This window comes from Providencia sp. PROV116 (genome assembly GCF_028482485.1).
Classification (GTDB): domain Bacteria; phylum Pseudomonadota; class Gammaproteobacteria; order Enterobacterales; family Enterobacteriaceae; genus Providencia; species Providencia rettgeri.
In genome coordinates, this window is sequence record NZ_JAMPQO010000002.1 from 62913 (window position 1) to 77681 (window position 14769).

Annotated in this window: 17 protein-coding genes; 8 read left to right on the forward strand and 9 right to left on the reverse strand. The window is 35.9% G+C overall.

The features are described 5' to 3' along the window. Position 1: 1 nt before the first annotated feature. Positions 2–1150: an MFS transporter gene (locus PSE72_RS01825; protein WP_115167249.1), complete on the reverse strand. Its 1149-nt coding sequence runs from the start codon at positions 1148–1150 to the stop codon at positions 2–4. 537 nt (positions 1151–1687) lie between these two features. On the opposite strand from PSE72_RS01825, the gene PSE72_RS01830 reads away from it, so the two are divergent. Continuing rightward, the gene (locus PSE72_RS01830) at positions 1688–2935 is read left to right on the forward strand and encodes an MFS transporter (protein ID WP_115167250.1); all 1248 of its coding nucleotides are present in this window, start codon (positions 1688–1690) and stop codon (positions 2933–2935) included. Positions 2936–2986: 51 nt separating this feature from the next. On the opposite strand, the gene PSE72_RS01835 is transcribed toward PSE72_RS01830, so the two are convergent. From PSE72_RS01835 to PSE72_RS01845, 3 genes are all read right to left on the reverse strand, one after another. Continuing rightward, positions 2987–3196: a hypothetical protein gene (locus PSE72_RS01835; RefSeq protein ID WP_232800735.1), complete on the reverse strand. Its 210-nt coding sequence runs from the start codon at positions 3194–3196 to the stop codon at positions 2987–2989. A gap of 244 nt (positions 3197–3440) precedes the next feature. After that, complete coding sequence (ada, locus tag PSE72_RS01840; RefSeq protein WP_254178924.1) at positions 3441–4517, reverse strand: bifunctional DNA-binding transcriptional regulator/O6-methylguanine-DNA methyltransferase Ada; 1077 nt, start codon at positions 4515–4517, stop codon at positions 3441–3443. A gap of 170 nt (positions 4518–4687) precedes the next feature. After that, the gene (locus PSE72_RS01845; protein WP_115167251.1) at positions 4688–5866 is read right to left on the reverse strand and encodes an MFS transporter; all 1179 of its coding nucleotides are present in this window, start codon (positions 5864–5866) and stop codon (positions 4688–4690) included. A gap of 117 nt (positions 5867–5983) precedes the next feature. Here PSE72_RS01845 and PSE72_RS01850 point away from each other — a divergent pair, with 117 nt between their 5' ends. Continuing rightward, positions 5984–6883 (forward strand): LysR family transcriptional regulator, encoded by a 900-nt coding sequence (locus PSE72_RS01850; protein WP_115167252.1) that lies wholly within the window; start codon positions 5984–5986, stop codon positions 6881–6883. A 2-nt stretch (positions 6884–6885) separates the two neighbouring features. On the opposite strand, the gene PSE72_RS01855 is transcribed toward PSE72_RS01850, so the two are convergent. Beyond that, positions 6886–7740 (reverse strand): helix-turn-helix domain-containing protein, encoded by an 855-nt coding sequence (locus tag PSE72_RS01855; protein ID WP_115167253.1) that lies wholly within the window; start codon positions 7738–7740, stop codon positions 6886–6888. A 153-nt stretch (positions 7741–7893) separates the two neighbouring features. On the opposite strand from PSE72_RS01855, the gene PSE72_RS01860 reads away from it, so the two are divergent. The 5 genes from PSE72_RS01860 to PSE72_RS01880 all read left to right on the forward strand — a co-directional run bounded on the left by PSE72_RS01860 (position 7894) and on the right by PSE72_RS01880 (position 11588). Beyond that, positions 7894–8436 (forward strand): GNAT family N-acetyltransferase, encoded by a 543-nt coding sequence (locus tag PSE72_RS01860; protein WP_115167254.1) that lies wholly within the window; start codon positions 7894–7896, stop codon positions 8434–8436. Positions 8437–8611: 175 nt separating this feature from the next. Beyond that, positions 8612–10039: a Na+/H+ antiporter NhaC family protein gene (locus PSE72_RS01865; RefSeq protein ID WP_115167255.1), complete on the forward strand. Its 1428-nt coding sequence runs from the start codon at positions 8612–8614 to the stop codon at positions 10037–10039. Positions 10040–10054: 15 nt separating this feature from the next. Beyond that, a complete protein-coding gene (locus PSE72_RS01870; protein ID WP_115167256.1) occupies positions 10055–11044 on the forward strand; it encodes a D-cysteine desulfhydrase in 990 nt (329 codons plus the stop codon). A gap of 130 nt (positions 11045–11174) precedes the next feature. Further along, positions 11175–11369, forward strand: a complete 195-nt coding sequence (locus tag PSE72_RS01875; protein ID WP_232800738.1) for a hypothetical protein — start codon at positions 11175–11177, stop codon at positions 11367–11369. Between the two features lie 84 nt (positions 11370–11453). Beyond that, positions 11454–11588: a GNAT family N-acetyltransferase gene (locus PSE72_RS01880; protein WP_324255892.1), complete on the forward strand. Its 135-nt coding sequence runs from the start codon at positions 11454–11456 to the stop codon at positions 11586–11588. Here the strand turns inward: PSE72_RS01880 and PSE72_RS01885 are convergent. Together PSE72_RS01885 and yqfB are read right to left on the reverse strand one after the other, a co-directional pair. Further along, positions 11565–11717, reverse strand: coding sequence for a hypothetical protein (locus PSE72_RS01885; protein WP_198641148.1), 153 nt, complete (start codon positions 11715–11717; stop codon positions 11565–11567). The genes PSE72_RS01880 and PSE72_RS01885 overlap by 24 nt on opposite strands. Positions 11718–11839: 122 nt before the next feature. Continuing rightward, positions 11840–12169 (reverse strand): N(4)-acetylcytidine aminohydrolase, encoded by a 330-nt coding sequence (yqfB, locus tag PSE72_RS01890; protein ID WP_004910859.1) that lies wholly within the window; start codon positions 12167–12169, stop codon positions 11840–11842. Between the two features lie 184 nt (positions 12170–12353). On the opposite strand from yqfB, the gene PSE72_RS01895 reads away from it, so the two are divergent. Continuing rightward, complete coding sequence (locus PSE72_RS01895; RefSeq protein WP_272673528.1) at positions 12354–13136, forward strand: GNAT family N-acetyltransferase; 783 nt, start codon at positions 12354–12356, stop codon at positions 13134–13136. Between the two features lie 40 nt (positions 13137–13176). Here PSE72_RS01895 and PSE72_RS01900 read toward each other — a convergent pair whose 3' ends face one another. Both PSE72_RS01900 and PSE72_RS01905 read right to left on the reverse strand, forming a co-directional pair. Next, positions 13177–13776: a LysE family translocator gene (locus tag PSE72_RS01900; RefSeq protein WP_115167258.1), complete on the reverse strand. Its 600-nt coding sequence runs from the start codon at positions 13774–13776 to the stop codon at positions 13177–13179. 1 nt (position 13777) lies between these two features. Next, positions 13778–14698, reverse strand: a complete 921-nt coding sequence (locus tag PSE72_RS01905) for an alpha/beta hydrolase family protein (RefSeq protein WP_198641151.1) — start codon at positions 14696–14698, stop codon at positions 13778–13780. Positions 14699–14769 lie beyond the last annotated feature (71 nt).

Consider the following 14769-nt stretch of genomic DNA (forward strand, 5'->3'; position numbering starts at 1 on the left):
ACTACCTTTTTATTCTCTGTCTTATCGGGAAAACTAAAAAAATAGCTGAGCTCAAGAATATAACAATCATGATCATAGAAATCACAAGGTGACCTTTCGAAAAAAATAAAGAAAATACGGGTAGTGCAGATAATAAAACCAAGTTGTTCACACTCTCGGATATCGACAAGACAAAACCTTTATTCTCTGCACTTTGCCTTGCTAACATTGCGGTACTTATTGGAGATGCTAATCCCAACATCCCCCCAAGAATAGTTAAGCATAAACCATGACCAATTAACGAAAGCCACCCACTAAGAAATAACATAATCGCAGCCATGATTATTAAAATAATAACAATCAGTTTTGTATTATTTGACATCTTAATCCTCTCTGTTCTTGCAACCAAACCATTGCCACATAATAATCCGACCCCGAATAATCCCATTAGACTGCCAACTTCAACGCTTTCTAAGTGTGATCTTTGCCTTAATATTTCACCCGCAAGCAGAAACATACAGACTGACACCCCATTCCATAGACCTTTCGCTAATATAAGTCGAAAAATACCTTTTTGTTTAATCGCTATGAAAGATAATTTTTTACTGGTTACTTTTTGTGAACGAGGTAGTGTAAATAACCCCATGATGAATACCACTAAGCACCCTACCGCGGTATAAATAAATGGAGCGTACCACGCAAAATACTGAACTAATGCCCCAGCGATGATAGGCCCGGTAATAATACCGACAGTCATTCCCATCATAATGTTTCCCATTGCTGCAGCTTGCTTACTTTCGCTCATCACATCAGCAATAAGGGCAAAGATAACCGGAACAAGTGCGGCAGATGCTAATCCACCAAATCCTCTTAAAACTAGTGCAATCAATAAATTAGGTGCAAAAATAATAACCAAGCTATCAAGTGATAATAACAAAAGAGCCATGAGTACAATTTTTCGTTTATCAATTCGATCTGATAAGTAACCAATAATAGGCGCTGCCAAGGTATAGGCCAGTGCATAAGCTGATATCAACCAAGCAATTTGGTCGGGCTGAACATGAAAAACATTCGCTAACGGCGATAAAATCGCCGATAACATGAATTCTGCGGTACCCACAAGGTATACCGCTACTGCGCATAAAAGCAGCAGGTAATGAGTAGATATCATAATATTCTCGTTTTGATATACATTGAATTTTCCAATCATTGTTTATGATTGGAACTTATAGAATTTGAATTTTAAAAAAGTAGTTGAGGTAAGTTCTTTGGTAGCGAGCCACTAGGGCGCAGTCAAGCTGACTACTGGAAAAATTGAGATATTAATTGGGATAGCATACTGAAAGTATGAGGCTGAAGAGATACCTATTAAATCTTAAATATTAATTAAATTCAAGTAATACCGACTAAGTTAAATATATATTAACTATCATTTAATCATCTTGAATTCAGAAGAGTTAATTCTCACACTTATTTTATTATATCTTTATTTTTGATATGTGAACTCTCCTATAAAAAGGGACTAATTCCTACAATTAATCGATGATTTGCCTCTTCCATATCAAAAAAAACTCACATTAACTATTTTATAATGCTCAAACAATAACAAGATGGGTGCTTCCATGTTTGGTTATTAAATTAATTGAAAAGAACAGTTTATTTAATAATTACATTAAAGCATGTTTAGGCTAACGGAAGGTGTATAAACATGAATATCACTGCTCGGCTAAAATTCGTTTCATTTCTTCAATTTTTTATCTGGGGCTCATGGCTGGTTACTTTTGCGTCTTACCTCTTCAATACCTTACATTTCAAAGGTGGTGAAATTGGCCTGATTTTTAGTACATTAGGCATCTCAGCTTTATGTTCACCGATTATTATCGGATTTATTGCAGATAAAATTAATAACCGAAAACTGGTGTATATTGCTTCACATATTATTTCTGCTGTATTTTTGATCGCAATGGCGCATAGTGACTCAATAACCTTGCTATTTATTATGACATTAGTTCACCTAATGTTTTATATGCCAACTATTTCCGTTTGTAATAGCATTGTTTTTGAGATGTTGAGCGCAAAAAAACTCGATTCGGATGTTTATTTTCCCAAAATACGCGTTTACGGCACCGTAGGTTTTATTGTTGCTATGTGGACAATTAGCTTATTAAAATTGGAAATGAGTTTTTATCAATTATATGTAGGTGCGATCGCATCCGTAGTCCTCAGTATCTTTTCTATTTTCTTTATTTCAACACAGACCTGTAAAATTGAGAAAAAAGAACAGAAATTTAGCTTTAGTTGTCAAAATATTATTTTACTCTTTAAAAAGGGGCGAGTTGCAGTATTCCTATTTTTTGCCATGCTATTAGGTTCTGTCTTACAAATTACCAATACCTTTGGCGTTCCCTTTTTACAAGATATGTCATTAATGCCTGAAGCTAGAGGCTCGGTTTTTTCTGAATACCCCACTATCTTTTTATCGATATCGCAATTTTCAGAAATTGTCTTTATTTTACTCTTACCGCTGTTACTCAAAAAATTCAAAATTGAAACCATCTTATTTATGAGTATGATTGCATGGATTTTACGACTAGGCTTATTTGCTTATGGTGATTTCACTGCGATTGGTACACTGGCATTATTTTTATCCATGGTTGTATACGGCTGTGCATTTGATTTCTTTAATATCGCAGGAGCACTATTTTTGGAAAAAGAAATTGCCCCCGAATTTCGTTCAACAGCACAAGGCGTATTCACCACATTAGTCAACGGTTTTGGCACATTTTTAGGCGCGGTATTATGTGGTTGGGTTATCGAACTTAATACCGTTAATGGTGTTGTAGATTGGAAAACCTTCTGGATGATTTTTACAGGCTACACTGCCAGTTTTACGCTTCTCTATGTGATTTACTTATTCTATTCTAAAAATAGTCAACCGAAACCCACCATTCAATGACTCTTATTCCCCTTATTCATGACTCATATCTACTGAATAAGGGGTTTTATATTATTTTAAGCTTGTGACTTTTAATGCTTCCCCTAATATTTTAATTGCATTGCGTCGCCTTGCTATTAATGGAAGCGCATAGTTTATTCGCAAATGATTAAGGAAACATCCGCCGGTCGAGAAATGTTCCCCTGTTAAAACGGTGACTTTATTACGATGTAGAATATCGAGTAATTTACGACTATTAACCGGTAGATGTTCAACCCACAATGAAAATCCTCCTTGTGGCCGCGAAATACGAGTATTAGCAGGAAAATGGGTTTCAACTAACTCTTTATATTGGCATGTTACTTCTAAAAGTAAAATTTTAGTTTTAGATATTATATTGTGTTTACTAAACAGCACCTATTATATATTAATATAGGTGCTGTTTATTTTAAATATTCTAACTAAGGTAGTTCACTAGATATAATTATATGAATACTATGGTTACCCGTGATTCCCTTAGCTATCATTAACTATTATCTGCCTTATACTGAGCTTCTTTTAACAATAGCGCTTGTTTTCGGTCAATGCCCCAACGATAGCCTGAAAGGTCACCATTACTCTTAACCACTCGGTGACAAGGAATAGCGACAGCTAACATATTTGCACCACAGGCATTAGCAACCGCTCTGACGGCACTAGGCTTGCCAATTTTTTCTGCTATATCACTGTAACTTACTGTTTTTCCTACTGGAATATTACGTAAAGCTTGCCAAACGCGTTGTTGAAATGCAGTGCCTTGAATGTCTAATGGTAAGTTTAAACCAATTTCAGGTGCTTCAATAAAACCTACCACCTGAGCTACCAGTTGCTCAAAGCCGTCATCTCCTCCAATCAGCTCTGCTTTTGGGAATTTATCCTGTAAATTATTCAATAACTGCTCAGGATCATCCCCTAACAAAATGGCGCAAACACCTATCGGACTTTGTGCAACCAATAGTGTCCCTAATGAGCAAACCGCAAGAGCAAAATAAATTTTACTGCCACCCCCTCCTGATTTCCATTCACTCGGTGTCATTCCTAGTCGTTGAGATGAGGCTTCATAAAAGCGACTATTTGATTGATAACCCGCATCATAAATAGCGTCAGTAATTCGTTTTTTTTCTTGAAGCCGTTGTTGCAATGTTTTATGGCGAAATGCATCCGCATAGGCTTTTGGTGTTAACCCTATTTGCGCTTTAAACAAACGGTGAAAATGGTAGCGACTCATACCAATGTAACTAGCTAACGCAGCCAAACTCACCGTTTGCTCTTGCTGTTCAATATAACGACAAGCTTTCTCAATTTGCTCTTGATAAAATTGGGTTAATTGTGATGTTTCTGTCCGTAAGCGTTTTCCTGCACGATAGCCTTGTTCAATAGCTTGTTGCTCATTATCAAAAAACTCAACATTATTTCTATTTGGTAAACGGCCAGCAGCAGACGGATGGCAATAAATAGCAGAGTTTCTTACACCGTAAACAAAGTGACCATCCGCGGCTTTATTCCTTTCAACCACCGCTTGCCATCTCTGTTCTGGCGTATTCCACAAATTTTTAGTTGTCATCATGTCGCCCTTCTTTAGTTAATTGCATTAATTATGACAAACTACAATTGCAAAAAACTCCGAACATTGCTTTTTAATTCAAGTTTTATTTATTCCGTGCGAGGAATCCTTTTAATCCACTTAACGGTGATTTTACATTAATCATCAAATGGAGAATAAGTACAATAAAATTAGTTGCATGCAATTTCAGTTTCCATTTTAGTATCGGATTTTTTGCGAAAAACAACCAGAATAACCATAATTCCCAAAACAGCGACTAGTGCCCCCATAAAACTAATCATTGAATAGCTATACCCATAGGATAAAACTATCCCACCAATTGCTGCACCAATAGCATTTCCTAGATTAAAGGCTCCTATATTAACGGAGGACGCTAAGGCTTGCGCACCTTTTGCTGCATTCATGACTAACATTTGAATAGGAGGAACAATACCAAAACTAAAAATACTCCATATCATTAGGCCAACACCCGCACCAAATGCATTTACCGCAATAAATGGGAATATAGCCATGCTTAATGCCAACATAATGAAAAATATTATTAAAGTGCTAAAAAGTGACTTATCTGCAAATAACCCACCAATATAATTACCAACAGTAAAACCTATACCGATAATCACTAACATTATTGTGACCATTTGGTCTGAAGCCTGAATAAAATTCATTAACATTGGTGTAACATAGGTATACAACGTAAACATTGCGCTCGCACCTAACACAGTAGATAACATGCCTAACAGGACTTGAGGGCGCCGTAAAATACGCAATTCATTTTTTACATCCACTTTTGTCCCCATTAGGTTATTTGGTAAAGCCCAAATTAAACTTATAATCGTCAAAATGCCTAAAATTGAAATTAAATAAAATGCCTGCCTCCATCCTACGACTTGTGTTAATTTCGTCATCAAAGGTACGCCACCGATATTAGCTATTGTTAACCCCATGAACATAGCCGCTATTGCACTTGCTTGTTTTCCTGGAGGAACCACGCTTGCCGCAACAATTGCGCCTAATCCAAAAAATGCACCATGATTTAAACTAGTAATAAAACGAGAAAGTGACAGGGTCATCAAATCAGGTGACATTGCCGATAATACATTCCCAATAGTGAAGATCGACATCAAAAATACTAATGCTATTTTAGGGCGCCTCTTGACTAACAATAGCGTCATAATAGGTGCACCAACCATAACGCCAAGGGCATAAATAACCACGATCACCCCCACAGAAGGAATGTCTTCTTTAAGATTGTCCGCAATATAAGGAAGCATTCCCATTGGTGAAAATTCTGTTGCTCCAATAGCAAAAGCCCCTATTGCTAACGCTAGTAATGCCGTGTTAATTCTCATTTAAAAACCTTATTGAAATAAATTATTAACATTTTTATTAATGAGCAGAATTTTTTCACATTGATACTCAATGAAAAAGGCGTTAAGGTGAAAATAACTTTTGCCGGATATGCAATAATGAGAATAACTTTTGAAGAGCTTCAGGCCTTTATTAGCGTTGTAGATTGTGGTTCTATCACCGCAGCAGCAGAGCAATTAAACATGACAATATCGACAGTAAGTCGTTTATTACTCAGGCTTGAAGAAAAAATAAATACGACGTTAATCTACCGAACAACTCGTTCAATTAAACTTAGTGATGAAGGCGCTGCATTTTTGCAGAAATCGCGAAAAATAGTTGAACTAGCTCAAGAAGCTGAAGATATGCTCTCAATACGACAGACTGTTCCTTCAGGTAAATTACGGATAGATGCATCAACTCCCTTTTTGACTCATGTTATTGCCCCATTGATTCCACAATTTTATGCACTTTATCCGCAAATCGAACTTGAGATCCATAACTATGAAGGAATTACTAATCTGTTAGAAAAACGAATTGATGTAGCTTTTCGTATTGGAGTCCTCAAAGATTCTTCACTCAATGCCACCTTATTAGGTTTTAGTCGACAACGACTCGTTGCCAGCCCTGATTATCTTGAAAAATATGGCGTACCGGAAAGTATTGAAGAATTAAAACAACACTGTTTATTAGGCTTCACTCAACCTGATTCATTAAATATTTGGCCAATAAAAACTCATGATGGGAATTTATTTAAGGTTTCACCTGATATTTCAGGCACTAGCGGTGAAGTTTTATTTCACCTTGCAGTTCAAGGGGCTGGCATTTTATGTTCAGCTGATTTCGTCACATTAGACGCTTTCGCTCGTGGTGAATTAGTACAAGTATTAGAAAAGAAAACCATTAAAACTCGCCAACCTATAAATGCCGTTTACTATCGTAACCAAGCTGTTTCACCACGCTTACGCTGTTTCATTGAATTTATAAAAAAATACTCAACAAAGATTGAACCACATTAATATTATTTATTTTTCCGTTCTTTTTGTTCAATGCGTTTTTTAAATCCCGTTAACGTCACCCCTGTATGCCGTTTAAAGTAGCGACATAAATAAGATGTATCTTCAAAGTTTAATTCATCCGCAATTTGCTTAATGGATAAATTACCAATTTCTAATAATGCCTTTATTTCTAGAATCACTTGCCTATCAATCAATACCTTTGGTGAGTCTTTAAAAAAACTTTGACTAATTTTAGATAAGTAAAATGGTGTGATCGACAATTGCTCCGCATAAAATTTCACTTCTTTATGCTGTTTACAGTAGGTCGTAATTAAGCCCCAAAAACGCCAGCACAGTTGCTCTTGGCGGCTTTTATTTTCTGGTTTGATAGAAGTGTGTTGTGCATGATTACTAATTTCTAAAAATAAATTTTGCAAATGATTTTTTAATTGTAATAGCCCATAGCCACTCCAGTTAGACACGATAGTTAGAAGAATATATCTCCAGCTTTCAAATAGTGTAGCTTTTTCTAATGGCGTTGAAATTACAGGGAAGTCATTAAAAAAAGCAAAAAGTTGATGTGGTAATGCATAAGCAATTTCTACTGCTAGCTTTTTATCAATCAACCAATACTCCAAACGAAATTTGCGTGATTTGGCTTGTAGCATTGCAAAGGAATCATCGTACAAAACGATTATGTCGTTTTTTCGTACTGGATACCGTTTGAAATTAATATTGAATATTGCATATCCTTGCTTGCACACACAAACCGCCACATAAGATGTTTTAATCGGTTTAAATTGCATTTTATCCATATTGCTTTCACCAATCCGAATGACTTCAGGCAAATCAATTTGATAATTTTTTAAATGCATCATGAGCGTTGTACTTTAATTTGCACCGTATCGCACTACCATAACACATAAGTTGTCATAAGTACCTAAAATGAACAAATTATGCCCTTATTTTATTTCTATAAATACCTAAAATAACTTTCAAGTTAGGAGATGGCGTAATGAGGAGATAATAAAATGGTACTTACAACAAATAGGTTAATATTGCGTCCTTGGCAAGAAACAGATGCCGCGGATTTATATTTCTATGCAAAAGATGAAAGAATTGGCCCAATCGCAGGTTGGCCTGCTCACAAAAGCGAAGAAGAAAGTCTTTCTATCATCAAAAATATTTTTATGCGCGATGAAATTTACGCTGTGACGTTAAAAAATGAGAACCAAGCTATTGGCTTGATTGGTTTATCATTCAGCCATGAAAGTAATTTTCCTATTGGTGAAAATGACGCAGAAGTTAGCTATTGGGTTGGTGTACCGTTCTGGGGAAAAGGCATTATTCCAGAATCAATTAACGCCATCATTCACCATGCTTTCACTGATTTAAAATTAGATAATTTGTGGTGCGGTTACTTTCAAGGTAACGAACAATCTAAAATTGCTCAAGAAAAATGTGGCTTCAAATACTATGCAACTCTTGAACCACAATTTATTGAATTAATTGGCGAAACTAAAACAGAAGATATTAGTAAAATAACAGCTAAAGAGTGGCAAGCTCGACAGTAATATTTGATTCTATCTATACATATGGCCAACATTTATCTGTTTGGCCTTTTTCTTATTAATTTATTGTCACAATGTATTTCAAACTACATAAAATTATTCTACCGTGTTCCTATTAATGCTATGATTTTTCAACAATTATAAAATTCATATTTTCTCTCGGATCACAGGTAAACACATGCAGGACTATGGTATTTGGACCGTTATCACTCCCATTGTGACTATAATATTGGCGATATTAACTCGCCAAGTCATGCTTTCATTAATGTTAGGAATACTCGTTGGTTTTACTGTCATTCATGACCACAACGTATTATTAGGTGTACAAGGTACCGTTGATGGTATTATTGATACATTTTCATCTGCAGGAAATACGCGAACAATTGTCTTTATGGTTATGATCGGTGGGATCATGAGGCTTGTTGTGGTTACAGGTGGCGTTCGTGCTTTAGTTCAGTTACTTACCAATAAGACAAAATTAATTAAAAACCGTAAATCTACTCAGTTGCTCGCCATTATCATTACTTCTCTTATTTTTATTGAAAGTTCAATTAACCAATTAGTCGCTGGAGCTTCAACTAAAAATCTCGCACGACAATATGGTGTTGCCCCTGAAAAAATGTCCTATATTATCCAAACTGCGTGTGTTTCTGTTTGTTCCTCTGCCATCATCAATGGGTGGGGAGCGGTAATAATGGGGTTAATTGGGGTACAAATTTCCCAAGGGCTGATTCAAGGCGAGCCTTTTGATATTTTAATTACGTCGATTGGTTACAATTTAATGGCGTGGTTATCCATTATAACGATCCTATTCTATGTATTTACTAATATTTCATGGGGTCCCATGAAAAAAGCAGAAGATACATACCAACAAAATTTTATTGCTGGGAACATTTCTCAATTACAACGTCAGGATAACGAAGAAGAGATTATTGACCACCCTAACGCTCATTCTACATTAAACTTCTTTATACCTATTTTATCTACGGTATTAATGGTCCCTATCGCACTATATATCACAGGTGATGGTGACTTTAGTAAAGGAAGCGGTTCGACATCCGTATATTGGGGAGTCATGTTTGGTACTATGGTATCTTTCTGTTGGTTTATCGGTCGACGGTTACTAAATATTGATGCTTTCTTTAAAGAATTGTTTATCGGTTATGCCAATATGCTAAAAATTAGCTCCATTATGATTTTAGCATTCTTAATGGGAAATGTTTCTGCTGAGTTAAATACAGGCGCTTATATTGCTGAAGTCACTCAAGGCGTTATGGCCCCAGGTTTTTCTATTGGTTTTATCTTTATAATTAGCGCCATTATGTCCTTAGCAACAGGCACCTCTTGGGGTACTTTCGCAATAATGATCCCTATCGGAGTTCAATTAGGTTTATCTGTAGGAATGCCTGTGGAATATATGATTGGTGCAGCAATTTCTGGCTCAATATTTGGCGATATGACCTCTCCAATTTCTGCGGATGCTATTGTTGCATCAATGGCGACAGACTGCGAACATATTGAGCATATTCGAACACAGATGCCTTATGCACTAGTGACTGCCAGTATTGTTCTTGCTATTTACCTTTACCTTGGTTTCTCTTATTAATTATTGGGAATTTAGATGTCTCTTCAACAACGACTAGCACAGTTTGCAAAAATAGATTTACTTAACGCATCGACTCCGCTTAATCGATTGAATAATTTATCGCGTAAGTTTGGTCGTGAGATTTATATAAAGCGTGATGATATGACTCCCCTTGCCATGGGGGGAAATAAACTACGTAAACTAGAATTTTTAATGGCTGATGCATTAGCCAAAAAAGCAAAAATTATTGTTACTGCGGGGGCAATTCAATCAAACCATGTCCGCCAAACTGCTGCAGTTGCCGCTATGCATGGGCTTGAATGCGTTGCATTGTTAGAAAATCCAATTCAAAGCGATAATCCTAACTTTCTTCATAATGGTAATAAATTATTAACTGATTTATTTGCCACTCGTTGTGTTATGTGTGACGAACTAAACGATCCTCAATCTCAACTGGAAGAATTAATAAAAACACTTTCTCTTAAAGATGCCTATATTGTCCCTGTTGGAGGGTCAAATGCATTAGGTGCCTTAGGCTATATTCAATGTGCTATTGAAATAGCTCAGCAGAAGCCAGAACATATAGAATTTGACAAAGTTATTGTTGCCTCCGGGAGTGCTGGAACGCATGCAGGGCTTGCCATTGGCTTGCAAGAACTATTACCACAAAGCCAAGTAATTGGTGTCACCGTTTCAAGAAAACAACAAGACCAAGCCCCTAAAGTTGAAACATTGCAATTCGAACTGGCTCAATGGCTGGATCTAACTAAAACACCCAAAGTACAACTATGGGATAACTTCTTTACCCCCATGTACGGAATGCCAAACCAAAAAGGCCTCGCAGCAATCAATTTATTAGCGAGGCAAGAAGGTATTTTATTAGACCCAGTTTATACTGGTAAAGCCATGGCTGGATTAATTGACTACTTAGAAAACTCTGAAGAAAAAACCCCCATTCTATTTGTTCATACAGGTGGAGCCCAAGCGTTATTTGCTTACTCAGATATTAGCCAAACAATTAAATAATCATCATCAGATAAAAGGGCTAATTAGTCCTTTTATCTTCTCTCTAATACCAAAAATGCTCTACTTTTCCTCTTCTATGACATTTATCAATTGATTGCTATACACTGATAAAGCACAGGAGAAAACATTTATGAACCAAGTTCCCCATATACTAAGAAAAGCAACGAAACACGACGCGTTATTGCTACATAAAATAGGTACGGAAAGTTATTTGCATCATTTTGCTACATTATGGAATAGCCAAAATGAACTTAACTCATATTTAAATCAAGAATACAGCACAACTAAAATCACTGAAGACCTTAATCAACAGCATATTGATTAGTATGTTATTGAAAATACGAACCCAATCGGTTTAGTAAAACTAACCTATCACTCCTGTATACCTGAAACTAATTTAGTTGGTACTTTGTTAAATAAGCTTTACTTTTCTCCTGGTGCTACAGGTAAAGGTTATGGAAAAACCGTATTTAAATTTATTGAAGCGCTCGCAAAACAACAAGGTGACTCTTTGCTATGGCTAGATGTTCTCGCAAGTAACTAAGTATTCCCAAAAAATTAATATTCCGCCAATAAAGGTCACTGTACTGAGTTGCTCATTAAGAAATAGAGTTCCCACAATAACCGCACTCAACGGATTTAGTGCAATAAATACCCCTGCACCCGCAGCCACTAATGGTGAACCCCCTTAGCCCACTAGTTAAGCGTAGTATTGCTTTTGCTGTTATTAACGAGAACCAAGCATCACCGGCAACAAAGGTATTTTTACAAATTGCCAAAAAACTATATTCGTGATCAGTCAGTGCTATTCAGCAATTGGTAAGTGATTACGTATAAATATTGCTCGTTTGGGTAAATCTCTTTGATAAGCGCTTTCAACGTCTCTAGACTCATGGCTTCTTGCTTAGCGTGGTATTCAGAAATGTCATCATAAGAAATGGGCTCTACCGACAATATTTTAATATCAGTATAATATTCACCTGTTTCCAGCGCGTATACCTTCACAATAGTCCCAGGAACATAATCGCTCTCGCTTTTATCACGGATAGTGATAATTTTTTTACCGGAAACCACCAGTGGAAGTAAACGCTCAAAAAAGGTTATCGTGTCTGGGGCGTTATTCATAATAATTCTCTTATTTTTATACAATGTCTTTTCTAGGAAAACCTATTTTCTTATAAACCCAATAAATTGCAATAAAATGGTTCTTTTCGTGCTTTCAATTATACGAATACTATAGCGATCATTGTGTTTTATATACAATCAAGCCATAAAAATATTATCTACTACTATAAACTGAGTATACATAATGGATGACAATGAAAATTTGTTCTATCAACAAGAACACTATTTTTGGTCTGCAATATGTGCAAATGTAGTGAAAATCAGCAACCAAACTAGTGCTTACTTTTCTGAGCTACCATTGCCTATATTTAATTATATTTACCTCCACCAAGGTGCGCTCATTTCAGATTACGAGAAGGCTGAAATGCTGTTCAAACAACAAGCTAAGCCTTATGTCCTTGTTGTTCATGGCCAAATACGTTCTCTATTTGAGTCAGAAATAGTAACACGCGGGTTAATCTATGATGGTGAATCAACCGCAATGATTTTACCGCAAGACGTTTTATCTCAGTACAATTCACCACCGCAGCTTAATGCGGCTTTTCAGGTTGTGTTCAGCAATAATCAACTCAAGGATTGGGCTCAGCCGTTAATTACAGCATTCCCTGTCGATTCTGATACAGATGAAAGTGACTCAACTGTTACTGACGAGTATATTCGTTATCACCAAAGAGCACTTGATAAACAAACTAATATGGTGCATTTAGTCTTATTTGCAGATCAGCAACCAGTCTCAACCTTAACTATGACATTTAATAATGAAACAGCTCGACTTGATGATATTGGTACCGATATTCAATACCAAGGTAAAGGGCTCGCGACTTCACTTATTAAACATGCGCTATACCTTTGCCATCAACAAGGGGTTAAACAGTGTGTATTAGAGTCATCCAGTGAAGGGTTATCTATCTACAAAAGACTGGGTTTTGTACCTATATTTAATTACTACAGCTATATTTCGGAATGATTTTATTAAATGCATCTTAATAAACAAGGTGCATTTTATTTTACCTAAAAAAATAAGGCTCTAATGTAATCGCTAATAGCAACACGCCACCACCAATATTAATGTATTTCCGTAATATTGAGACGTTAAGGGAGGAAGAAGAAATAATTAAAGCGGAGCAAGAAAACAGCAGCCATAAAGCCATCATGATAATATGGATAAGTGATAATACTAGAAAATTAGCAAGTGACGGGTCAGTTCCTGCATATTTTGAAACAACGACTAAATATAAAATAATCGCTTTTGGGTTAAGTAAATTAGCTAAATAAGCATCTTTGACCGTGATTTTTTTTATTTCTTGAGAGCTTTCTCTTTTACTGGCATTAATTCCTGAAATGATCAATGAAGTAGCAAGATACAATAGATATAATGTACCTAAAATACCAATTAAATTCATTACCCACTGGTAAGAAACCAGTATTTTACTTAAACCAATTCCAACTAAAAAACCATGAGTTAAAATGCCTAATCCCGTTCCAATAATAGGTATAAACAGTCCTCTAATACCTTGGTTTAACACACTAGTTAAAGCAATCGCAAAGCTTGCTCCCGGTGACACGACAATGGGGAATAATATAACGATAAAGCCAAGTATATCCACTTTATTTTGTCACCGTTTGGTACCAATGTTGAATATCTGTCACAATTTGTTCAGTATGTAACTGCCCATCTTTATCTTTAAAAAAATGGTCTAAATCTTGATATGCTCGGTAGCTGACATGGGGATTACGAATTTGTTTCATCATATTATCTGTACCATGAGCATCCACGTTGGTATCCGCCATCGTTTGTATCACCAAATGTGGAGTTTTAACTGACTGGATAAGCTTTAAATTGTCAATGGTGAGCATCTCATACCACCATTTCGGGCCATGGCCGCTGACAAATTGGTCGTTATTTAATTGCTTTTGTTTTACCGCTTCTGCAAATTGTTTAAAACCTTCTTTTGAGTTAGCAATTTCTTCTTTAGGTGTATTATTTTCAATACTATACAGAACATCATTAATAAAATATTGTCCGCCGACATTCAATGCAACGGATGCGGTTATAAAGTTTTCTTGTGCAACAATTAAATTAGTTACCAGTGCACCTTCACTTCCGCCTAATAGCACTATGTGTTGATAATCATTTTTTAATTGTTGTAATACTGCTACATAATTATTGGCGCGTTCTAATGGCGAGTCTTTCGACATATAGTCAACAGGACACTCTTCTTCCGAAGCTTCTTCATCATTAGCCCCCACTAGGTTGTTTAACCCTGTTTTTTCAACTAATAAAATATCATTATCAGGAAATGCCACACCGAAATTTTTCAGCATGTTTGGGTTATTAATGACGCTTTTACAATCTGAGCCTTGTAATAGAACTAATAAGTCTTTTGATTTTTCGGCTTGTTTTTGGATTAAGTAATAATGTATTTCTTTGCCGGCAAAGTGCATAGTTTGCATATTCACAGATAAATCCTGAGCAAATACATCCAATGAATAAAGTGAAAGCAACAAGGTAATCATTTTTAGTTTCATTACACACTCATCATATTTATAAAAGCCTTTCGAAAATATTATATTGATTTTTTTATATCAAATAGCACCTA